Origin of the sequence: Streptococcus moroccensis (assembly GCF_030812835.1) — a bacterium.
Taxonomy (GTDB): domain Bacteria; phylum Bacillota; class Bacilli; order Lactobacillales; family Streptococcaceae; genus Streptococcus; species Streptococcus moroccensis.
This window is the reverse complement of the sequence record NZ_JAUSTM010000018.1, coordinates 15,964-38,088: the sequence shown is the minus strand read 5'-3', so window position 1 is coordinate 38,088 and position 22,125 is coordinate 15,964. Positions and strand designations below refer to the sequence as shown.

The following is a 22,125-nucleotide window of genomic DNA, read 5'->3' as shown; positions in this document are numbered from 1 at the left end:
CTTGTTTTTAAGCACTATTAGCTAATCTCAACCTAATTTTTCCAGAAATAAATCAATGTCTGTTTGATTTTTTAGGACTATGACTTTTTTAGGGTACTTTTCGATGAGTTCTTGGTATCTTTGTTTGGCTCTTCTAGAGCGTCCTTTCCATAATATCCAATAGATAAATTCCCAATCTAATTGTTCAGGGCAGCCCGGGGCGCTACTGTCACGGACCCGCCCTTTGAAAGTTTGGTATCGTTTGACCGCTCGCCATAGGGACTGTATCCGATTGAAATTCAAAAAAATAATCTGGTCAGCTTCAGCCATACGCCTGTCGTAATGCGCAAAACTGTAGTTACCATCAATAACCCATTCAGGGTGATTGTCTAAAAATATTTTCACATCTTGGGCAACTTCAGACTGGAGCCTGCTTTGCCAGTCTGGTAAAAACTGAAGCTGATCAAGATGGAGTTTTGGAATATTATAAGCGTCAGCGAGTTTAGAGGCCAGTGTTGATTTGCCTCCGCCAGAGTATCCAATAATAGCGATTTTCATAGGTTTCCTCAATGAATGATTAAGAAAACCACTTCTGAAAGAAGAAGTGGTTGAATATCTTATTAAGCTAATTTAGCAGCAAGACGAGCCTTGTCACGGCTAGCTTTGTTTTTATGGATCAAGCCTTTAGTTTCTGCTTTATCGATCGCTGAGCTAGCTGCGCGGAAAAGTTCTTCAGAAGGGTTAGCTTCGAAAGCTTTAATCGCTGTACGCATTGCTGATTTTTGTGCTGAGTTTTTAGCGTTGTGTTGAACGTTCAATTCAGCGCGTTTGATAGCTGATTTAATATTTGCCAATTTGTTCACCTCCATCTTAATCTAACCATACCATTATATCTGAAAATACACTGTTTGACAAGCATTATTTATTTTTTAAGGTAAATTTTATCAATCTTATGGTTGGCAGACTTGTGTAGTATGAGATCAGCCCTGCTTCTGGTGGGTTGAATGAATTGCTCTAAATTTGGAAGATTGATCGATTTCCAGGTATCCCTTGCCAGTTGAATTGCTTCTGAGTAGGGGAGTTGTGTAAATTGGTGATAATAGTTATCTGGATCAGTTTCAGCCAATTGCAGTAGTTTACTGAAGCGTTCAATATACCAGCTTTCAATAGCATCATGGTCCGCATCGACATAAATTGAGAAGTCAAAGTAATCACTGATGTAGAGACCATGGTTTTGAGGACTTTGGAACACATTAATTCCTTCCACAATCAAAAAATCAGGGGCTTCAATCTTCTGTTCTTGGTCTTTTAAAATATCGTAGGTTTCATGGGAATAAATCGGGATAGCACAGTCTTGACCGCTATTTATGGTGTCTAAAAAGTTAAGCAATAATTCCATATCGTAAGATTCTGGGAACCCTTTACGGTCCATGATCCCTTTTTCTTCTAAAACAGCGTTAGGATATAGAAAACCATCTGTGGTCACCATTTCAACACGAGCATTTTTAAAGGTTCCTGCTAGGAGTTTTTGAAGAAGACGGCTTGTTGTTGACTTACCGACAGCTACTGACCCTGAAACACCTATAATAAAAGGTAATTGACGAATTTTTTCTTGTAAAAAAAGACTTTTTGAAAAAGATAAATCGTCATTTGATTTTTTATAAATACGAATTAGGCTTGTTAAAGGTAAGTAAATATCAATCACATCCTGAAGGCTAATGCGGTCATTCAGCGATTTGATAGAATCAAGCTCATCAGAGGTTAATGGTGGGGTGGTTTTACGATGTAAATTTTGCCAATTCTCTCTAGAGATAATTTCAAAATTGATAAATTCATTTAACATGGTTTTCTCTCCTTCAAACTCCTTCTATTATAGCTTAAAATGATAGAATTTTGGCAAGAAAAGTATGTTTTAAAAAGATGAATCACAAAAAGAAAACGCTTGCAAAAAATGTTCGGAAATGATATACTAATATTCCTAAAGAATCTTAAGAAAGATCTTTAGCTGTCTTCAAAACTAATTATGGTAAAATAATAGTATGAGTAAAATGTATTATGCTGAAAATCCAGACGCTGCCCACGATATCCATCAGTTAAAAGTCACCTTATTAAATCAGGATTTTGTTTTTTGGACAGATGCAGGCGTTTTTTCAAAAAAAATGATTGATTTTGGAAGTCAAGTTCTTTTAAACGCACTAGATTTCCAAAAAGGTCAAACAGTATTGGATGTTGGCTGTGGTTATGGACCTTTAGGGATTGCTTTGGCCAAATGTCAAGGGATTTTCCCAACTATGGTTGATGTTAATTTGAGAGCTCTCGACTTGGCTCAAAAAAATGCTGAGCTTAATGGAGTTAACGCTACTATTTTGCAATCAGATGGCTATGATCAAGTGTCAGGACATTTTGACCATATTATCTCCAATCCGCCAATTCGTGCTGGCAAGCAAGTCGTTCATCGGATCATTACGGAGAGCATTGACCACCTGAATCCGAATGGGACGTTTACTATTGTCATTCAAAAAAAACAAGGGGCTCCGAGTGCCAAGGCAAAAATGGAAGGCGTTTTTGGCAATGTCACCACCCTTAGAAAGGAGAAAGGATATTATATCCTACAGAGTATAAAAGATGAGAGCTGTTGATTTAATTCAAAAAAAGCGGGACGGTCAAACGCTGACAGCTGATGAAATCAAATGGTTAATTGAAGGCTATGTGGACGGTTCGGTTCCGGATTATCAAATGGCAGCCTTTGCCATGGCGGTTTATTTCCAAGGAATGACAACCGAAGAGATTTCAGAATTGACCATGAACATGGTAGCTTCTGGCGACCAAATTGATTTGTCAGCGATACCAGGTATTAAAGTCGATAAACATTCTACCGGCGGAGTGGGTGATAAAGTCACCTTGATTTTGGTTCCTTTGGTAGCTTCCTTCGGTGTTCCTGTTGCAAAAATGAGTGGACGCGGTCTCGGTCATACGGGTGGGACTCTGGATAAATTAGAAGCCATAAAGGGCTACCAAATAGAACAAAGTCAGGAGGCTTTTATCAAGCAGGTCCAAGATATCGGTCTAGCTGTTATTGGCCAGTCCAATAACCTGGTCAAAGCGGATAAGCTACTCTATGCCCTTCGGGATGTGACGGCAACAGTCGATATTATTCCACTGATTGCGAGCTCTGTTATGAGTAAGAAAATTGCTGCGGGTGCAGATGCCATCCTTCTTGACGTAACAGTTGGAGATGGCGCCTTTATGAAAAATATTGAGGACGCTCGTGAATTAGCCCAGACCATGGTCAATCTAGGTAAGGCAGTTGGTCGAGAAACAGTTGCGGTTTTAACCAACATGAGCCAACCGGTTGGTAGAGCTATTGGCAATCGCTTAGAAATTTTGGAAGCTCTTGATATCTTGAAAGGTCAAGGGCGTGAAGACGTTACGCAGTTCATCTGCGAACTTGCTCGAATTATGTTGGGTCTTGCTGGAGTTGAAAAGTCTATTTTGGAAATTCAAGAGCACCTTAGTAATGGAAAAGCATTAGCAAAATTTGAGGCCATGGTAGAAACCCAGGGGGGTGACTTAACGGATCTCTACAGAGAGCCTGATGTAGCAGAAGTGGTAGAAATTCTGGCTGAAGAGGATGGCTATATTTCTGAGCTACCAGCTCTTGAGTTTGGACTTTTTGCCATGAAACTTGGGGCAGGTCGTGCGGTAAAAACGGACGTTCTAGACTATGAAACCGGTATCGTATTCGAGAAAAAGGTTGGGGATGCCGTAAAAATCGGTGATATTGTCGCAAAAATTTATACAAACCAACATTTAGATCAAAAAGTAATGTCAGAATTCAAAAAAAATGTTAAAATAGATAAGGAAGAAGTTAAGGTAACTGAGATTCTTGAAATCATATCTTAAGGGTAACGATTATGGATTTAAATAAATATATAGACCACACTATTTTGAAGCCAGAAACCACTAAAGAACAGGTTTTAGCCATCATTGATCAAGCAAAGACTTATGACTTTGCAAGTGTTTGTATCAACCCTACATGGGTAGCCTTGGCAGCTGAAGAACTGAAAGAAACAGATGTCAAAGTTTGTACGGTAATTGGGTTTCCTCTTGGGGCCAACACATCTGCCGTCAAAGCTTTTGAAACAGAAGATGCTATTGCTAATGGTGCTGATGAAATCGATATGGTCATCAATATTGGTGCCTTAAAATCTGGCGATTTGGAATTAGTAGAATCTGATATTAAAGCTGTTGTGGATGCCAGTGGGGACAAATTGGTTAAGGTCATCATTGAAACCTGCCTGCTCACAGATAAAGAAAAAATTGTAGCCTGCGAATTGGCAAAAACTGCTGGAGCTGATTTTGTTAAAACATCGACGGGATTTTCAACAGGTGGGGCTAACGTTCATGATATTGGCTTAATGCGTCAAATTGTTGGACCAGATATGGGAGTTAAGGCTTCTGGTGGGGCCCGCTCTATAGAAGATGCTCAAGCCTTTATCGAAGCTGGCGCCAATCGTATCGGGGCTTCATCAGGTGTAGCGATTATGAAAGGACTGCAAGCGGATGGCGACTACTGAGTTGATTGATCAGGCCATTGCAGCCAGTCAGTATGCACATGTGCCCTATTCCCATTTTCCAATCGGTGCGGCATTAGTAACCAAAGCAGGAGAAGTCTACACCGGCTGCAATATTGAAAATGCATCATTTGGCTTGACCAATTGTGGTGAGCGAACAGCAATCTTCAAGGCTGTTTCTGAAGGGCACAAGGAGTTTTCAGAGCTTGTGGTCTATGGGACCTCTGAGCAACCGATCTCACCTTGTGGTGCTTGTCGACAAGTTATGGCAGAGTTTTTTAAAAAAGACATGCCAGTGACTTTAGTGTCTAGAAATAAAACGACAGTCGTGATGACAGTCGGGGAGTTACTTCCATATTCGTTTACAGATTTAAATTAACGAAAAAAATACATCTGATGTCCTCCTTATGCTTGCTTTTGAGTATGGCGTTTGCGAGTGATTGTGATAGGGACAAAATCCGGTTATCGCTTGTTTCATGGTATCAGTTAACTTGTATTTAATTTTTGATTATTTAGGTCTGGACAGTCATCATGACTGAAACTTTGCAACCTTATCCGTTGCGCAAAAAATTTTTAGGAGGGTTCATTTCAATGAACAAGAAATTTTTAGGTTTAGGACTTGCAGCAGTTGCAACCCTTACACTTGCAGCGTGTGGTAGCCGTACCGCTAACAACACGTCTTCTTCAAATACTGGTGAAGAGCCAGCAATCAAGGCTGCTATCGTTACTGACGTTGGTGGTGTTGATGACCGTTCTTTCAACCAATCAGCTTGGGAAGGTTTGCAAGCTTGGGGTGAAGAACATGGTTTGTCAAAAGACAATGGTTTCACTTATTTCCAATCTAACAGTGAATCAGAGTATGTGACTAACCTTGATTCAGCTGTTTCAGGTGGTTACAACCTTGTCTTTGGTATCGGATTTGCCTTGGAAACAGCCATTGGCGAAGCTGCTGACAATAATCCTGATACGCATTTCGCTATTGTTGACTCTGTTGTTGCAGACAAGGACAATGTTGTAAGTATCGGTTTTGCGGACCATGAAGCATCTTACCTTGCTGGTGTAGCTGCTGCTAAGTCTACTAAGACAAACCACGTTGGTTTCATCGGTGGTATGGAAGGTGTCGTTATTGACCGCTTTGAGGCTGGTTTCGTAGAAGGGGTTAAATCAGTTAATCCAGATATTAAAATCACTGTAGATTACGCTGGTTCATTTGTGGATGCGGCGAAAGGTCAAACGATTGCTGCAGCTCAATATGCTGCAGGAGCTGACATTATCTTCCACGCTTCAGGTGGTACTGGTAACGGTGTCTTTGCAGCTGCTAAAGCCATTAACGAAACAACTGATGAAGCAGATAAAGTATGGGTTATCGGTGTTGACCGTGACCAATCTGAAGAAGGTAACTACACGTCTAAAGATGGTAAAGAATCTAACTTTGTTTTAGCATCAACGATCAAAGAAGTTGGAACATCTGTTCATGAAATTGCTAATCAAGCAATCGATGGCAAATTCCCTGGTGGTGAAATCGTAACCTTCTCTCTTGCAGATCAAGGTGTCGAATTGGCTGAAACAAACCTTTCTTCTGAAGCTTCAGAAGCAGTAGCTACTGCTAAAAAAGCTATTATCGATGGAGAAGTCAAAGTTCCAGAAGCACCTGAAAAATAATCAGGTCAAACAATCCCTTAAGGCGACCTTAGTCGGTCGCCTTTTCTGGGAACTGAGAGTTTTTCTCAGTAAAGCCTATTTCTGACGAAGTAGGTTTTACTGTCAAAAATGATCATCAGAAAGGATTATGACTATGGCAAATGACTATGTCATTGAGATGCGTGGAATCACCAAAAAATTTGGAGACTTTACGGCAAATGATAATATCAATTTAAATGTCAAAAAAGGGGAAATTCACGCCTTACTTGGTGAAAATGGTGCTGGAAAATCTACCCTTATGAACATGCTGGCTGGTCTTTTGGAACCAACTAGTGGTGATATTTTAATCAATGGAGAAAAGGTTACCATTGATTCTCCTTCAAAGGCTTCTCGCTTGGGCATCGGGATGGTCCATCAGCATTTCATGCTGGTAGATGCTTTTACTGTGGCGGAAAATATTATCCTAGGGAGTGAAACCACAAAAGCTGGGTTGATAGATATTAAACAGGCTATCGAGGAAATCAAAGATCTCTCTGCTCGTTACGGTTTGTCCGTTGATCCGACTGCTAAGGTTGCAGATATTTCAGTTGGAGCACAGCAAAGGGTTGAAATCCTTAAAACTCTATACCGTGGGGCTGACCTGCTCATTTTTGATGAACCGACTGCAGTGTTAACACCGTCAGAAATTACAGAACTGCTTGAGATTATGCGCACCTTGGTCAAAGAAGGAAAATCCATCATATTGATCACCCACAAACTGGATGAAATTCGCGCGGTAGCTGATATGGTGACCGTTATCCGTCGTGGGAAAGGGATTCAGACAGCGCCAGTAGCAGGAGCTACAAACAGTGATTTAGCAGAGTGGATGGTGGGGCGTTCCGTTTCTTTTAAAACAGAGAAAGTTCCTGCGGATCCCAAAGAAGTCGTCCTTTCTATTAAAGATCTCGTTGTCGATGAAAACCGTGGAATTCCAGCTGTTAAGAATTTATCCTTGGATGTTCGTGCAGGTGAAATTGTTGGAATTGCAGGGATAGATGGTAACGGACAGAGTGAACTCATTCAAGCCATTACAGGCCTTCGTAAAGTCAAGTCTGGGGAAATCTGGATTAAGGGAGAAAATGTCGTCGGCAAGAGCCCTCGTAAAATCACTGAAATGCAAGTGAGTCATGTGCCAGAAGATCGTCATCGTGACGGTTTAATTCTTGACATGACCATTGCTGAGAATATCTCCTTACAAACCTACTATAAAGAACCTATTTCTAAAAATGGTATTCTTAATTATAATAAAATTAACGAAAAAGCGCGTCAATTGATGGAAGAGTTTGACGTTCGTGCTGCTAGTGAGACGGTTCCTGCTAAGGCATTGTCCGGAGGTAACCAGCAAAAAGCCATCATTGCTCGGGAAGTTGATAGAGATCCAGACTTACTGATTGTCAGCCAACCGACACGTGGCCTTGATGTCGGTGCCATTGAGTATATCCGGAAACGATTGATAGCAGAACGTGACAAAGGAAAGGCTGTTTTGGTCGTAAGTTTTGAATTAGATGAAATTTTAGACGTATCTGATCGCATTGCGGTTATTCATGATGGGTCCATTCATGGTATTGTGACACCAGAAACCACCAATAAACAGGAACTAGGTGTGTTAATGGCTGGTGGGTACTTAGAAGGAGGAGAAGCTCATGCCTAAAAAATTTCAAAATCTGGCGATTCCTTTGTTGGCCGTCATTTCAGGCTTACTCCTAGGTGCCGTCATCATGTTAATCTTTGGATATGATCCAATTTGGGGATATGAAGAGCTCTTTTACACAGCCTTTGGTAATGTGAAATCAATCGGTGAGATTTTCCGAGCCATGGCTCCCTTGGTCTTTACGGCCCTAGGGTTTGCGGTTGCGAGTAGAGCTGGTTTCTTTAATGTCGGCTTACCTGGTCAAGCGCTTTTCGGTTGGGTTTTTGCTGGCTGGTTTGCTCTTGAAAATCCAGATCTTCCTCGTCCAATTCTTATCCTGGCAACTGTTCTAATTGCTATGATTGCAGGTGGGATTGCCGGAGCGATTCCTGGAATTCTCAGAGCATACTTGGGGACAAGTGAAGTTATTGTAACCATTATGATGAACTACATTTTGCTCTATGTTAGTAACCACTTAATCCGAAATGTCTTCTCACAAGATATTATGAAAAACACGGATTCTAGTATTAATGTATCTGCCAATGCTTCTTATCAAACGCCTTGGCTAAGGGCATTAACAGATAATTCTCGGATGAATATTGGTATTTTCTTTGCCATCATTGCTGTAGTTGTTATCTGGTTCCTTCTCACAAAAACAACACTTGGGTTTGAAATTCGCTCTGTAGGGCTTAATCCGACAGCATCAGATTATGCTGGGATGTCAGCCAAGCAAACAATTATCTTGTCAATGGTTATTTCTGGTGCACTTGCTGGACTAGGAGGAGCGGTTGAGGGTCTTGGAACGTTCCAAAACGTATATATTCAAGGAGCGAATTTATCCATTGGATTTAACGGGATGTCAGTGGCTTTGCTGGCAACTAATTCACCTTTAGGGATACCTTTTGCAGCCTTCTTATTTGGGATGCTTTCTATCGGTTCTACAGGGATGACTCGAGCAGGGATTCCACCTGAATTGATTAACGTTGTGACGGCGTCCATTATCTTCTTTATTGGGATTAAATTTGTTTTTGAACAATTGCTAAAATCAAGAAATGCCAAAGCAGTGAAAGGAGCAAAATAAAATGAATCTCACATCAATTTTAGTCTTGCTTATTTCGCAAATGCTTATCTATTCAGCCCCCTTGATTTTCACCAGTTTGGGAGGGGTCTTCTCTGAAAGATCTGGTATCGTCAACGTTGGACTGGAAGGAATCATGGTGATTGGTGCCTTTGCAGGAGTTGTCTTTAACATTGAATTTGTTGACGCATTTGGGAAATCAACACCCTTAGTTGCCACTTTAGTAGGTGGTTTAGCTGGTCTGTTATTTGCTATTATACATGCTGTGGCAACCATTACTTTCCGAGCGGATCATGTCGTTTCAGGGACTGTTCTGAACTTGTTGGCCCCAGCCCTGTCGGTCTTTTTGGTTAAGGTTATCTACGGTAAAGGTCAAACCGATTCTATTGGTCAATCCTTTGGTCGATTTTCTTTCCCGCTTTTAGCTGATATCCCTGTTATTGGTCCAATCTTCTTTAAAAATACGAGTTTGATGGGCTATGTTGCCATCTTGACAGCCTTTGTTGCTTGGTTTATACTTTATAAAACAAAATTTGGGCTACGTTTGCGTTCAGTTGGTGAGCATCCTCAAGCTGCTGACACCCTTGGAATTAATGTATATGCCATGCGTTATGCAGGTGTTTTGATTGCAGGTTTCCTTGGTGGGGTTGGCGGAGCAGTTAGTGCTCAATCGGTCAACATTAACTTCTCAGCATCCACTATTGTTGGGTCAGGGTTTATCGCCCTGGCAGCAGTGATATTTGGGAAGTGGAATCCTATCGGGGCCATGCTGGCTTCTCTCTTCTTTGGCTTGTCTCAGAGTTTAGCGGTTATTGGAACCCAGATTCCATTCCTATCAAAGGTTCCTGCGGTTTATCTACAGGTTGCACCTTATGTGATTACTGTGGTCGCCCTTGCAGCCTTCTTTGGTAAAGCAGTGGCACCAAAAGCTGACGGTGTTAACTACATCAAATCAAAATAATAATGAAGTAGTTGTAGTCACTTGCCTTCCTTTTGGGAAGATAAATAAAACATAAAGGGAGTTGGCCTGGTGCCACTTCCTTTTTGGGTATTCTAACTGGTTTATATCGATGAACTGAACGGTCGAAGATGGCAGGGAGTGCATTAATAAAGGTATCAAAGCAAGTCTTCACCATTTAATTTTGCTTTTTGGATTAGACTGAAAAAATAATCAAATTATTGGCACTTGCCGATTGGCAGTGTTAAAATAAAAACCGTAAAAAAATTGAAAAGGGGGACTTCATTTACATGAGTCAAGGCAAAATTTCTGCATCAGTAGCAATGCTTAACGTCCTAAAAACGTGGGACGTCGATACAATTTATGGTATTCCTTCAGGAACATTGAGTTCATTGATGGATGCTTTAGCCGAAGACAAGGATATTAACTTCTTGCAAGTACGCCACGAAGAAACAGGTGCTCTAGCAGCCCTTATGCAACGTAAATTCGGTGGATCAATTGGTGTCTGTGTCGGTTCAGGTGGACCAGGTGCAACTCACTTGATTAACGGTATCTATGACGCAGCAATGGATGGTATTCCAATGCTTGCTATCTTGGGTTCACGTCCAGTTAACGAATTGAACATGGATGCTTTCCAAGAATTGAACCAAAACCCAATGTACCAAAGCGTTGCTGTCTTCAACAAACGTGTGGCATACGCTGAGCAATTGCCAAAAGTGATTGATGATGCTTGTCGTGCAGCGATCGCTAAAAAAGGTCCTGCAGTTGTTGAAATCCCTGTTAACTTTGGTTTCCAAGAAATCGATGCTGATTCATATTACGGTTCAGGTCAATACGACCGTACTTTCGTTGCACCAGGTTTGAACGAAGTTGAAATCGATAAAGCCGTTGAAATCTTGAACAACGCCAAACGTCCAGTAATCTACTCTGGTTTTGGTGGTGTTGGCGCTGGTGAATTGGTGACAGAATTGTCTCGTAAAATCAAAGCACCAATCATTACAACTGGTAAAAACTTTGAAGCATTTGAATGGAACTACGAAGGCTTGACTGGTTCAGCTTACCGTGTTGGTTGGAAACCAGCCAACGAAGTGATCTTTGAAGCAGACACTGTTCTCTTCATGGGTTGTAACTTCCCATTCTCAGAAGTATACAATACCTTCAAAAACGTTGAAAAATTCATCCAAGTGGACATCGATCCTTACAAACTTGGTAAACGTCACGCCCTTGATGCATCTATCCTTGGTGATGTAGCTGAAGCAACAAAAGCGATTACGGCTAAAGTCAATGCTGTTGAATCAACACCATGGTGGAGAGCAACTGTTAAGAACAACCAAAACTGGCGCGATTACATGAACAAGCTTGAAGGCAAAACAGAAGGCGAATTGCAATTGTACCAAGTATACAATGCTATTAACAAATACGCTGACGACAACGCTATCTACTCTATCGACGTTGGTAACTCTACACAAACCTCTACACGTCACTTGCACATGACACCTAAGAACATGTGGCGTACGTCTCCATTGTTTGCGACAATGGGTATTGCCCTTCCTGGTGGTATCGCTGCGAAAAAAGACAACCCAGACCGTCAAGTATGGAACATCATGGGTGATGGCGCATTTGGTATGTGCTACCCAGACGTGATTACAAACGTTCAATACAACTTGCCAGTTATCAACGTTGTCTTCTCAAACGCTGAATATGCCTTCATCAAGAACAAGTATGAAGATACCAACAAACACTTGTTTGGTGTAGACTTTACTAACCCTGATTACAAGATGATTGCTGAAGCACAAGGTGCTGTTGGTTTCACTGTTAACCGTATTGAAGATATCGATGCTGTTGTTAAAGAAGCGGTTGAACTCAACAAAGCTGGTAAGACAATCGTGATTGATGCGCGCATCACTCAACACCGTCCAATTCCAGTTGAAGCTCCTGAACTTCGTTTGGATCCAAAAGCTTACTCTGCTGAAGAGATTGCTGCTTTCCGTGAAAAATACGAAGCAGAAGAATTGGTGCCATTTAGCCAATACCTTGCTGAAGAAGGACTTGACTCTCGTAACTACAAGTAAGACGGAAGATATCATAGCAAATAACCCTCTCAATCGAGAGGGTTATTTTTAATGGCTTATTTTTGTCACTTGGTGAAAGAGTAATTGCCAGGTTTCATGGCGGCGCCAGAGGGAGGTGTGATGGTTCTGGCCGAGATGGTACTGGACCAGCATGCTCTTTTGGCTGATAGGTGTTACAGAAAAGTGAGTCATGTGCTCACTGGCAGCTAGTCTTGTTAAGAATTTTTCCTTCGTGAGGTGTTCTCCCTGAGCATTGATTCCCTTGAAACTATCGGCCACAAGGTCCTGGTAATGATCTTGACGCGTTAGCACCAAGTTTTCCATGCGATAGAGCTTGTTAAAAATATTCTCAAAGACTTCATCGTCGTCAACAAGTGCAGGCTCAACATGGATATCAACATCGAAGACCTGATACTTAATTTTGAGGAGGTTTTCGACTTGTTCAGTCACATCGTGACTTTCGTAGACAGAGAGATCTGGATGCATTTCAAGAACGACATCTAAGTAGATATTACTTCCATAGGTCCGGCCACGAATCGCTTTGACGGCACTGATTTTTGGAAGTTTAAGGATGTCCTCGCTATATTTTTCTAACAATTGCTCATCAAACCCATCTGACAGGGTAAAATAGGACTCCATAAAAATCCCATAAGCTGTTTTCAAAATTAAGATGGTAATGGCAATAGCTGCTATTTTATCGACTATAGGGAAATTGAAGCTTGATGCTAAAATAGCGATGGCTGTACCGGTCGAAATGAGGGCATCTGTGAGATTGTCTTTAGCTGCAGCCTTTAAAGCTTTCGAATGAACCCTATCAGCTAGGCGACTATTGTAGTAGTATACACCAAACATGACGATGGCTGAAAAAATACCAACCACCGCACCGATGGGATCAACAGGGGATGTTTCTTGATGAACGATTTTTTGAACAGTATCCCAGAGAATATCAAAGCCAACCGCAAACATTAAAAATGACGTGATTAAACTGGCCAGATCTTCAATTTTCCAATGGCCAAATTTGTGGTCCGTGTCTGCTGGTCGTCTTGCCAGTCGAAGCCCGATGAGAACCGCCAAGTTGGCTAGGATGTCACTCATGTTATTGAAACCATCGGCTGTTAGGGCAGAAGAGTGGAAGAGGTTTCCGGCTGTTAGTTTGGCGATAGAGAGCAGGATGTAGGCTGCTATGCCGATGAGGGCACCTCGCTCTGCTATTTTTAAATTGTTGGCTTGTTGGCTCATCAAGTACCTTCTTTCTAATGCTGAGGATTCAGGTTATAGTCTATTATAGCGATTTGGCCTTGAATTTTCAAATCTAGCTTATTGAGATATCCTAGTGTTAGAAGGCGCAAGGGGCCTGAAATTTTGTTATAATGGATAGGTTAATAGTCTTGAACGAGTTGATAAAAAGGTGTGGGTTGACTGACAACACACCCTTTTACCCAAAAAGATAGTAATAGAAAGTGAGAGAATCATGAATCCTTTATTGCAAGGCATGAACGATCGCCAAGCAGAAGCGGTGCAGACGACGGAAGGTCCCCTCTTGATTATGGCAGGAGCAGGGTCTGGTAAAACCCGTGTTTTAACCCACCGGATTGCCTACTTAATTGACGAAAAAATGGTCAATCCCTGGAATATTTTGGCCATTACCTTTACCAATAAGGCGGCGCGTGAAATGCGTGAACGGGCCTTCCAGCTTAATCCTGCGACTCAGGATAGCTTGATTGCGACCTTCCATAGCATGTGTGTCCGTATTTTGCGCAGAGATGCTGATCATATTGGCTACAATCGCAACTTTACCATTGTCGATCCTGGTGAGCAGCGCACGCTGATGAAACGGATTCTAAAAACCCTGAATCTAGATCCTAAAAAATGGAATGAGCGGGCTATTCTGGGCACTATTTCCAATGCAAAAAACGACCTGATCGATGATGTGGCCTATGAGAAGATGGCAGGGGACATGTACAGCCAGATCGTTGCTAAATGTTATAGTGCCTATCAAAAGGAATTGCGTCAATCAGAAGCTGTGGACTTTGATGATTTGATTATGTTGACCTTGCGTCTCTTTGATCAAAACCCTGATGTCTTGACCTACTACCAGCAGCGCTACCAGTACATCCATGTGGACGAGTACCAGGATACCAACCACGCCCAGTATCAATTGGTCAAACTCTTGGCATCACGCTTTAAAAACATCTGTGTGGTTGGGGATGCCGACCAGTCCATTTATGGCTGGCGTGGTGCGGATATGCAAAATATCCTGGACTTTGAAAAAGATTACCCTGAAGCCAAGGTTGTCCTCCTTGAGGAAAACTACCGCTCAACCAAGACAATTCTTCAAGCGGCCAATGACGTGATTCAAAATAACCGTCACCGCAGGGAGAAGAAGCTTTGGACGCAGAATCCTGATGGGGAGTCGATTGTCTACTACCGGGCGACAGATGAGCAGGATGAGTCCGTCTATGTAGCGAGGACCATCGATGACCTCATTCAGGAACATAACTACCGCTACCGGGATTTTGCTGTTTTATACCGGACTAATGCTCAGTCACGGACGATCGAAGAAGCCTTGCTTAAGTCCAATATTCCCTATACCATGGTCGGCGGCACCAAGTTCTACTCCCGTAAGGAAATCAGGGACGTCATTGCTTATCTGAATATCATTGCTAACCCTGCGGATAATCTGAGCTTTGAGCGTATTATCAATGAGCCGAAGCGTGGTGTAGGACCTGGAACCCTTGAAAAACTGCGGAGTTTTGCTGCACAAGAAGGCTCCTCCCTATTAGATGCCAGTCAAAACATCTTGCTCTCCCCCATTAAAGGCAAGGCAGCGGGCGCTGTCTTTGAGTTGGCTAACTTGATTGACTACCTCCGCGTCAGCCTTGATAGCCTAACGGTTACAGAAGTGGTGGAAAAGGTATTGGACAATACAGGCTATAGCGCAGCTCTTGCCAGTCAGCGAACGCCTGAAAGTGAGAACCGCCTAGAGAACATCCAGGAATTCCTCTCGGTGACTAAAAACTTTGACGAGAAAAACCAGTCTGAACCCTCTGAGGAAGAATCTGGCCTAGATCGTCTCAGCCGATTCCTCAATGACCTGGCCCTGATTGCTGATACAGACGATGGCGAGGCAGAGAGTGATGAAATTACCCTCATGACCCTCCATGCCGCCAAAGGGCTAGAATTTCCGGTTGTCTTTGTGATTGGGATGGAGGAGGATGTCTTTCCACTCAGCCGTGCCAAGGAAGATGAGGATGAGCTGGAGGAAGAACGACGTCTTGCTTATGTTGGGATTACCCGGGCTGAGCAACGCCTTTACCTAACCAATGCCAATTCCCGCCTCCTTTATGGTCGGACCAATTACAACCGCCCGACCCGTTTCCTCAGTGAAATTTCGAGCGACCTTTTGGACTATCAAGGCTATGCCCGTCCAGCCAATACCAGCTTTAAGGCATCTTATGTCAATGGCGCTGCGCCATCCTTCGGACAAGGTATGAGTTTGGCGCAAGCCCTGCAAAGTCGTAAAGCTCAGGCTGCGCCTCAAACCAGCCGTAGCCAATCGTCTTCAGCAACTGCCAAGCCTGTGATTGCTTGGGAAATTGGCGACACTGCCCATCACAAGAAATGGGGTGATGGTGTTGTCCTTGAAGTCTCAGGAAGCGGTAGCGCCCAAGAATTGAAGATCAACTTCCCAGATATTGGCCTCAAAAAACTCCTGGCCAGTGTCGCTCCGATTGAGAAGAAGTGAGAAATATAGACATTTCTGAATAACTGCCAATCAGGATCAAGTAGAAGCCATCTCCGAAAGCTGCCTTGTCTGATTATTGGAGGTGTCAATTATCCTTTCCTGATGATGAGACATTTCTTGACTGTTCTTGATAAATCTTTTCGTAGAAGAAGGGCTTATAAAAAAATATGAACCGAATGATATTTGGTTCATACTTTTTTATTAGAAATAGAAAAACCTATTATTTTAGAAATGACTTTTCTTTATATTATTATTCGGGTTTTAACAATGTTTAAGTTGACTTTAATTTTATTTAGGTATATAATGATTTTAGAAGGAAGGTGATATAAGGGTGGCAAAAGAGAAATTACCAGTTTGGCTGACAGAACTAGAGACAGAAGACATAGAATTTATCCGTCGTTTCATTTTGGCTTCTGGTTCCCTAAAGGAAATGGCAAGCTACTATGAGATTTCCTATCCAACCATTCGCCTACGCTTGGATCGCTTGATTGAAAAAGTTAGCCAGCAACACCAACCAGAAGAATCTTATGTTAACCTCATCAAAGAATTAGCACTTGACGGAGAACTCTCCTTTGAGGTTGCTAAAAAATTGATTACATCATACAGAGAAGAAAGGAAGTAATCTTATGCAATTACTTGTCATTGTAGCGACTGTTATGCTCGCCCTTATAGAGTGGTACATTACTTACCACACAACTATCAACAAATGGTTATTGCGTCTATTTGTTATTATTCTCGCCATTCCAGTCGGATTGACTTCGGGTGGACACTTGATTGCTTTGCCTTTGATCTATATCTTACTAGTCATCATCTTTGAATCTTTAGGTTATCAGATGAGAAAAGAAAGGAAACAACAATCTACTTCTGATTTCCTACGTTCAAAAATTAAGGATTTATAAAACATCACAATTTTTACATCAAGCTATTGCTCAAGAACAAAAAAGCTTATTTTGAGGTTTGCTTTAACAGTCTGGAAGACTATTTGAGTCAAGAGAAACGAATGTAAAGGACTTTATCTTTAGAGCCAGCTTAAGATCGTAGACAAACCCTGATTTCTGGGTGATGATATTCAAAAGCTTGATTAATAATTTTACATCAATAGATTTTTAGCGAGCGTGGCGAGCAAAAAAAACTTTTCGCTGTGATAAAAGAGCCTGAAACGTAATAGTTTCAGGCTCTCGGAAGTTTTGAGACCTTAGGCTTAAAACTTAGGTTTGGAATTCCGAAGGAAGTCGCTACCGTCCGTTATCACTTAAGGAAAGTTTCATTAAAAGACTTTGTCTTCAGTCTGAGCCAGCTTGTCTGGCTTTTTACTTTCCCTGTTATAGTTTAAAACTAAGCATCACTTTATGAATAAGTATTAGACAAAGAAGTTGAAAAGGATTACAATAGATACAATACTATTACGCTTTTAAAGGAGTTCCTTATGACACGTGACTTTAAGTTTGAAACCTTGCAATTGCATGCTGGCCAACCGGTTGATCCTGCCAGCAAATCACGGGCTGTGCCAATCTACCAGACAACTTCCTATGTCTTTGACAGTGCCCATGATGCCGAAGAAATTTTTGCCCTTCGCCAACCTGCCAATATCTACACACGGATTACCAATCCGACAGTAGCTGTTCTTGAGGAACGCTTGGCAGCACTGGAAGGTGGCGTTGGTGCTCTGGCGACAGCGTCAGGGATGGCGGCGATCACCTATACTGTCTTGGCCCTTGCACACGCTGGTGACCATGTAGTCGCTGCGACAACGATTTACGGTGGCACCTTTAATTTGCTCAAAGAAACCCTGCCTCGCTACGGGATTACCACAAGTTTTGTTGACATCGATAAGCTCGATGAGGTAGAAGCAGCCATCCAGGACAATACCAAACTGGTCTTGATTGAAAGCCTTGGAAACCCTGTCATCAATGTGCCTGACTTTGAAAAGGTTGCTGAAATAGCGCATCGTCATAACATCCCATTGGTGTCGGACAATACCTTTGCCACACCTTACTTGATCAATGTATTTGACCACGGTGTTGACATCTCTGTTCATTCAGCGACCAAATTTATCGGTGGACACGGGACAACCATCGGTGGGGTCATTGTCGATTCTGGTAAATTTGACTGGGAAGCATCTGGCAAGTTCCCGCAATTTGTGGAAGAAGATGCGACCTACCACAACCTCAGCTACACGCGCGACATTGGGGCAGCTGCTTTTATCACAGCTGTTCGGACCCAGTTGTTGCGCGATACCGGTGCAGCCATTTCGCCGTTCAATGCCTTTCTCCTCTTGCAAGGGCTTGAAACCTTGTCTCTGCGCTTAGAGCGTCATATTGAAAATACGGAGAAAATCGTGGCCTTCTTGAAAGACCATCCAAAGGTGGAAAAGGTTAACTATCCAGGTTTGGCAGACAATGCCTACTATGACTTGGCTCAAAAATACTTCCCGAAAGGAGCAGGCTCTATCTTTACCTTCCATGTGAAGGGAGGGCAAGCAGAAGCCCATGACCTTATCGATCATTTGGAAATCTTCTCAAATCTGGCCAATGTCGCAGATGCCAAATCCTTGGTGGTGCATCCTGCCACGACAACACACGGTCAGCTAGGCGAAGCCGATCTGCTAGCCTGTGGCATCACGCCTAACCAAATCCGCTTGTCGGTTGGTCTTGAAAACGCCGATGATCTGATTGAAGACTTGCGCATTGCTCTGGATGCGATTTAACTGAAGATATGTGTCACCCCAAGACTTGTCTTGGGGTGTTTGCTGTTTCGATCAATTATCAGAAAACTCTCATTTTTTTAATCCTTTTTTTGATAATCTTTCTTTGTAAAATAAGGTAAAAAGGCGTATAATATTAGATTGGTTATCATTCATATAGAAGTGAGAAAAATCTCACCATTAGTTCAAAGGGGATAGGATGCACTTAATAAAAAATTTAGGCTGGTTTTTCAAACTCGAAAAACGGCGCTATGCGATTGGGATTTTTTCCTTGGCCTTGGTGGCAGTTCTAAACTTAATTCCACCGCGGGTTTTAGGGAATGTTGTCGACAGGATTAATAGTCGGGAATTGACAGATGGCGAATTGTGGTGGAATATTTTTCTGCTGGTAGGTTCTGCCGTAGCCATGTATTTGTTGCGGTACATATGGCGGAAATACATCTTTGGGACGGCCAACCATTTGGCACGAATTCTTAGATACCGTTTGTTTGAGCACTTCACAAAAATGTCGCCGTCTTTTTATCAAAAGTACCGTACGGGGGATTTGATGGCCCATGCCACTAATGACATTAACGCGGTCACCCAGACAGCTGGTGGGGGTGTGATGTCTGCGGTAGATGCTTCCATTACCGCCTTGGTGACACTCTTAACCATGATTTTTGTCATTGATTGGCGCTTAACATTAATTGCTATATTGCCGCTTCCTTTTATGGCTATGGCAACGAGTCGATTGGGGCGGAAGAACCATGCGACGTTTAAGGCTGCTCAAGAAGCCTTCTCTGATTTGAACAACAAGGTGCAAGAGTCAGTAGCAGGAGTCAAGGTGACCAAGTCCTTTGGCTATCAAGAAGACGAGACTAAGAGTTTCGAAGAGACTAACCAGACTGTTTTTGATAAAAATGTGGTCTCTGCACGTTATAACTCTCTTTTTAGTCCTCTGGTCTTAATCTTCGTTGGGCTTTCTTACCTCTTAACCTTGATCGTCGGAACAGTCCTGATCCAGCGTCAAGCGTTAACAATCGGAGAATTGATTACCTTTATCACTTATCTGGATATGTTGGTTTGGCCACTGATGGCAATCGGTTTTCTTTTCAACGTCATTCAACGGGGAACGGTCTCTTATGACCGAATCAATACTCTCTTGTCTCAAGAAAGTGATATTCAAGAATCTGAAACACCACTTGATGGGATTGAAAACGGCCGTTTAGAGTATGCTATTCAGCATTTTGCCTACGATGACATGGTGAGCCTTGAAAATGTTCAGGTCTCTGTCGAAAAAGGACAGACTCTGGGGATCGTTGGTGTTACAGGTTCTGGGAAAACGACCCTCTTGAAGTTATTACTGCGCGAATGCGATGTTCAAAAAGGAAGCATCCGTCTGAATGGTCACGATATCCGTGATTACCGCCTTTCAGATTTGAGAAGCTTGATTGGCTATGTCCCTCAGGATCAAATGCTGTTTGCGACGACGATTCGGGAAAATGTCCGTTTTGCGAATCCTAATCTCTCAGACGAAGCCGTAGCGCGTGCGACGCAACTCTGCGGTGTCTATGAGGACATCATGGACATGCCTGAGGACTTTAACACGCTTATTGGAGAACGTGGGGTTTCCCTTTCAGGTGGCCAGAAACAACGCCTTGCTATGAGCCGTGCCCTGGTCATGGACCCTGATATCTTGATTCTGGATGATTCCCTCTCAGCAGTCGATGCTAAAACAGAGCACTTCATCCTTGAAAATATGAAAGCAGAGCGTTCAGGAAAAACCACGATCATCACAGCCCACCGTTTGTCAGCTATCGTACATGCGGATGTCATTATTGTTATGGACAATGGAACCATCAAAGAACGCGGGAACCATGAGAGCTTGATGGCACAACGTGGCTGGTATTACGAAACCTATCAGTCTCAGCAATTGGAACAGACCTTGAAAGGAGAAACGGATGACAACTAAAACAAAAGAACCTGGTGTTTTCAGCCGTCTCTTACGCTATGCTGTTAAGTACAAGTGGGGCATGCTATCGGGTCTCTTCTTTGTCCTAGTGACAACAGTGGTGACGACAGGAAATACCTTGCTCATTCGTTACTACATTGATCAGCATATCGAAGACGGAGTGACACGGATTGCCTTGGTGATTATGCTCTTTAACTTTGGAATGGTCATTATCCGGGCGGTTAGCTCCTACTTGAGTGAATTTCTCTTTGCCAAGGTAGCATATGCAACGGTGCGTGATCTGCGCCTGGCTGCCTTCTCCAACATTCAACAGTTAGGCATGTCCTACTTTGATCAGACACCAGCAGGAGCCATCGTCTCTCGCTTGACCAATGATACGCAGGCAGTTGCCGATATGTTCGCAACGGTCTTCCAAAGTTTCTTGAAATCAGGCTTTATTTTTGTGGCGACTTTAGTGGCCATGTTTAGCCTGTCCTGGCAGTTGACCCTCTTTGTCTTGCTATTTCTACCAGTCATTTGGGGATCAGTAGCTCTTTACCGCCATTTTTCAGAAGAATTGGTCACACAGACCCGTCAAAAACTGTCTGAAATCAATGTCAAGTTGTCGGAGTCAATTGAGGGCATGCGGATTATCCAGGCCTTCCGTCAGGAAGGGCGTCTGACAGATGAGTTTGAGGCTATTAATGAGGAGCATATGCTCTATGCCAACCGCACGATTAATGTCAATTCCTTCTTTCTGCGTCCTGCCATGTCCCTTCTGAAGATTTTGGCTTATGCCATGATTTTGACCTACTTTGGCCTAAATTGGCAAACTTCGACTTTCTCAGCAGGATTAATCTATGCCTTTATTCAATATGTGTCTCAGCTCTTTGACCCACTGATTGAGGTGACACAAAACTATGCGACCTTACAGACATCGATGATTTCAGCCAAGCGGGTCTTTGAGATGATTGACCGCGATGACTATGAGCCTCATCAGGCTGGACAGGATTTTGAGATCACGCGAGGCGATGTTGTCTTTGATAAGGTCAGCTTCTCTTACGATGGCAAAAAAGACGTCCTGAAAAACATTTCCTTTACGGTCAAACAAGGAGAAACCATTGCCTTTGTCGGATCGACTGGATCAGGAAAGTCCTCTATCATTAATCTCTTTATGCGTTTTTACGAGTATGAGCGCGGGCAGATTACCATTGATGGGCATGATATTAAGGACTATTCGCAGGATGCCCTGCGTCGTCAGACAGGTCTGGTCCTGCAGGATCCTTTCCTCTATCATGGGACCATCGCCTCTAATATTCAGATGTACCAGGATATTAGTCGCGAAGAGGTGGAGGTTGCGGCACGTTTTGTCGATGCGCATGATTTCATCTCAGCCCTGCCAGCTGGTTATGATAACCCCGTCTCAGAGCGTGGAACCTCGTACTCATCTGGTCAGCGCCAACTCTTGGCATTTGCAAGGACCATGGCAACGGAACCTAAAATCTTGATTCTAGATGAAGCGACAGCCAACATTGACTCTGAAACCGAAGAAATCATCCAAGGGTCTCTTCGCAAGATGCGTCAAGGTCGAACGACCATCGCGATTGCCCATCGTCTATCAACCATTCAAGATGCCAACTGCATCTATGTGCTTGATAAGGGAGAAATCATCGAGTCAGGGACTCACGAGGAGTTATTGGCGCTCGGTGGTACCTACCACAAAATGTATCAGCTTCAAGCTGGTATGATGGAAAAAGCTTAATCAAATACCCTCT

Annotated in this window: 19 protein-coding genes; 15 read left to right on the top strand and 4 right to left on the bottom strand. The window is 42.8% G+C overall.

Annotation, left to right across the window (positions count from 1 at the left end; all coding sequences use genetic code 11):
- Window positions 1-27: 27 nt before the first annotated feature.
- The 3 genes from J2S23_RS08630 to coaA form a co-directional block, all read right to left on the bottom strand.
- On the bottom strand, window positions 28-537 hold the full coding sequence (locus J2S23_RS08630; RefSeq protein ID WP_307122319.1) for a DNA topology modulation protein: 510 nt from the start codon (window positions 535-537) through the stop codon (window positions 28-30).
- Between the two features lie 62 nt (window positions 538-599).
- On the bottom strand, window positions 600-848 hold the full coding sequence (gene rpsT, locus J2S23_RS08625) for a 30S ribosomal protein S20 (RefSeq protein ID WP_307122318.1): 249 nt from the start codon (window positions 846-848) through the stop codon (window positions 600-602).
- A 53-nt stretch (window positions 849-901) separates the two neighbouring features.
- Window positions 902-1,822: a type I pantothenate kinase gene (gene coaA, locus J2S23_RS08620; RefSeq protein WP_307122317.1), complete on the bottom strand. Its 921-nt coding sequence runs from the start codon at window positions 1,820-1,822 to the stop codon at window positions 902-904.
- A gap of 196 nt (window positions 1,823-2,018) precedes the next feature.
- Between coaA and J2S23_RS08615 the strand changes: the two genes are divergently transcribed.
- The 9 genes from J2S23_RS08615 to spxB all read left to right on the top strand — a co-directional run bounded on the left by J2S23_RS08615 (window position 2,019) and on the right by spxB (window position 11,971).
- Complete coding sequence (locus J2S23_RS08615; RefSeq protein ID WP_307122316.1) at window positions 2,019-2,618, top strand: class I SAM-dependent methyltransferase; 600 nt, start codon at window positions 2,019-2,021, stop codon at window positions 2,616-2,618.
- Window positions 2,605-3,882: a pyrimidine-nucleoside phosphorylase gene (locus J2S23_RS08610; protein WP_307122315.1), complete on the top strand. Its 1,278-nt coding sequence runs from the start codon at window positions 2,605-2,607 to the stop codon at window positions 3,880-3,882. The genes J2S23_RS08615 and J2S23_RS08610 overlap by 14 nt, the downstream gene beginning before the upstream one ends.
- An 11-nt stretch (window positions 3,883-3,893) precedes the next feature.
- A complete protein-coding gene (gene deoC, locus J2S23_RS08605; RefSeq protein WP_307122314.1) occupies window positions 3,894-4,556 on the top strand; it encodes a deoxyribose-phosphate aldolase in 663 nt (220 codons plus the stop codon).
- Window positions 4,543-4,932: a cytidine deaminase gene (locus J2S23_RS08600; RefSeq protein WP_307122313.1), complete on the top strand. Its 390-nt coding sequence runs from the start codon at window positions 4,543-4,545 to the stop codon at window positions 4,930-4,932. Before deoC ends, J2S23_RS08600 begins: the two co-directional genes overlap by 14 nt.
- A gap of 212 nt (window positions 4,933-5,144) precedes the next feature.
- Window positions 5,145-6,215 (top strand): BMP family lipoprotein, encoded by a 1,071-nt coding sequence (locus J2S23_RS08595; RefSeq protein WP_307122312.1) that lies wholly within the window; start codon window positions 5,145-5,147, stop codon window positions 6,213-6,215.
- Between the two features lie 133 nt (window positions 6,216-6,348).
- Complete coding sequence (locus J2S23_RS08590; protein WP_307122311.1) at window positions 6,349-7,884, top strand: ABC transporter ATP-binding protein; 1,536 nt, start codon at window positions 6,349-6,351, stop codon at window positions 7,882-7,884.
- Window positions 7,877-8,944 (top strand): ABC transporter permease, encoded by a 1,068-nt coding sequence (locus J2S23_RS08585; RefSeq protein WP_307122310.1) that lies wholly within the window; start codon window positions 7,877-7,879, stop codon window positions 8,942-8,944. The genes J2S23_RS08590 and J2S23_RS08585 overlap by 8 nt, the downstream gene beginning before the upstream one ends.
- 1 nt (window position 8,945) lies before the next feature.
- Complete coding sequence (locus J2S23_RS08580) at window positions 8,946-9,902, top strand: ABC transporter permease (RefSeq protein WP_307122309.1); 957 nt, start codon at window positions 8,946-8,948, stop codon at window positions 9,900-9,902.
- Window positions 9,903-10,189: 287 nt separating this feature from the next.
- Entirely contained in the window at window positions 10,190-11,971 is a 1,782-nt protein-coding gene (gene spxB / locus J2S23_RS08575; protein WP_307122308.1) for a pyruvate oxidase, read from the top strand.
- Between the two features lie 48 nt (window positions 11,972-12,019).
- Here the strand turns inward: spxB and J2S23_RS08570 are convergent, their stop codons facing one another.
- On the bottom strand, window positions 12,020-13,210 hold the full coding sequence (locus J2S23_RS08570; RefSeq protein WP_307122307.1) for a cation diffusion facilitator family transporter: 1,191 nt from the start codon (window positions 13,208-13,210) through the stop codon (window positions 12,020-12,022).
- 232 nt (window positions 13,211-13,442) lie between these two features.
- Between J2S23_RS08570 and pcrA the strand changes: the two genes are divergently transcribed.
- From pcrA to J2S23_RS08540, 6 genes are all read left to right on the top strand, one after another.
- Window positions 13,443-15,716 (top strand): DNA helicase PcrA, encoded by a 2,274-nt coding sequence (pcrA, locus tag J2S23_RS08565; protein WP_307122306.1) that lies wholly within the window; start codon window positions 13,443-13,445, stop codon window positions 15,714-15,716.
- Between the two features lie 331 nt (window positions 15,717-16,047).
- A complete protein-coding gene (locus J2S23_RS08560; protein ID WP_307122305.1) occupies window positions 16,048-16,338 on the top strand; it encodes a DUF2089 family protein in 291 nt (96 codons plus the stop codon).
- A 4-nt stretch (window positions 16,339-16,342) separates the two neighbouring features.
- On the top strand, window positions 16,343-16,615 hold the full coding sequence (locus J2S23_RS08555; RefSeq protein WP_307122304.1) for a hypothetical protein: 273 nt from the start codon (window positions 16,343-16,345) through the stop codon (window positions 16,613-16,615).
- A gap of 527 nt (window positions 16,616-17,142) precedes the next feature.
- Window positions 17,143-18,423, top strand: coding sequence for an O-acetylhomoserine aminocarboxypropyltransferase/cysteine synthase family protein (locus J2S23_RS08550; protein WP_307122303.1), 1,281 nt, complete (start codon window positions 17,143-17,145; stop codon window positions 18,421-18,423).
- A gap of 196 nt (window positions 18,424-18,619) precedes the next feature.
- Window positions 18,620-20,371, top strand: a complete 1,752-nt coding sequence (locus J2S23_RS08545) for an ABC transporter ATP-binding protein (protein WP_307122302.1) — start codon at window positions 18,620-18,622, stop codon at window positions 20,369-20,371.
- A complete protein-coding gene (locus tag J2S23_RS08540; RefSeq protein ID WP_370868707.1) occupies window positions 20,361-22,112 on the top strand; it encodes an ABC transporter ATP-binding protein in 1,752 nt (583 codons plus the stop codon). Before J2S23_RS08545 ends, J2S23_RS08540 begins: the two co-directional genes overlap by 11 nt.
- Window positions 22,113-22,125: the final 13 nt, after the last annotated feature.

Bases quoted from the DNA above. Each gene is read 5' to 3' on its own strand.
- J2S23_RS08630 (WP_307122319.1), bottom strand. From the start codon at position 537: ATGAAAATCGCTATTATTGGATACTCTGGCGGAGGCAAATCAACACTG.
- rpsT (WP_307122318.1), bottom strand. From the start codon at position 848: ATGGAGGTGAACAAATTGGCAAATATTAAATCAGCTATCAAACGCGCT.
- coaA (WP_307122317.1), bottom strand. From the start codon at position 1,822: ATGTTAAATGAATTTATCAATTTTGAAATTATCTCTAGAGAGAATTGG.
- J2S23_RS08615 (WP_307122316.1), top strand. From the start codon at position 2,019: ATGAGTAAAATGTATTATGCTGAAAATCCAGACGCTGCCCACGATATC.
- J2S23_RS08610 (WP_307122315.1), top strand. From the start codon at position 2,605: ATGAGAGCTGTTGATTTAATTCAAAAAAAGCGGGACGGTCAAACGCTG.
- deoC (WP_307122314.1), top strand. From the start codon at position 3,894: ATGGATTTAAATAAATATATAGACCACACTATTTTGAAGCCAGAAACC.
- J2S23_RS08600 (WP_307122313.1), top strand. From the start codon at position 4,543: ATGGCGACTACTGAGTTGATTGATCAGGCCATTGCAGCCAGTCAGTAT.
- J2S23_RS08595 (WP_307122312.1), top strand. From the start codon at position 5,145: ATGAACAAGAAATTTTTAGGTTTAGGACTTGCAGCAGTTGCAACCCTT.
- J2S23_RS08590 (WP_307122311.1), top strand. From the start codon at position 6,349: ATGGCAAATGACTATGTCATTGAGATGCGTGGAATCACCAAAAAATTT.
- J2S23_RS08585 (WP_307122310.1), top strand. From the start codon at position 7,877: ATGCCTAAAAAATTTCAAAATCTGGCGATTCCTTTGTTGGCCGTCATT.
- J2S23_RS08580 (WP_307122309.1), top strand. From the start codon at position 8,946: ATGAATCTCACATCAATTTTAGTCTTGCTTATTTCGCAAATGCTTATC.
- spxB (WP_307122308.1), top strand. From the start codon at position 10,190: ATGAGTCAAGGCAAAATTTCTGCATCAGTAGCAATGCTTAACGTCCTA.
- J2S23_RS08570 (WP_307122307.1), bottom strand. From the start codon at position 13,210: ATGAGCCAACAAGCCAACAATTTAAAAATAGCAGAGCGAGGTGCCCTC.
- pcrA (WP_307122306.1), top strand. From the start codon at position 13,443: ATGAATCCTTTATTGCAAGGCATGAACGATCGCCAAGCAGAAGCGGTG.
- J2S23_RS08555 (WP_307122304.1), top strand. From the start codon at position 16,343: ATGCAATTACTTGTCATTGTAGCGACTGTTATGCTCGCCCTTATAGAG.
- J2S23_RS08550 (WP_307122303.1), top strand. From the start codon at position 17,143: ATGACACGTGACTTTAAGTTTGAAACCTTGCAATTGCATGCTGGCCAA.
- J2S23_RS08545 (WP_307122302.1), top strand. From the start codon at position 18,620: ATGCACTTAATAAAAAATTTAGGCTGGTTTTTCAAACTCGAAAAACGG.
- J2S23_RS08540 (WP_370868707.1), top strand. From the start codon at position 20,361: ATGACAACTAAAACAAAAGAACCTGGTGTTTTCAGCCGTCTCTTACGC.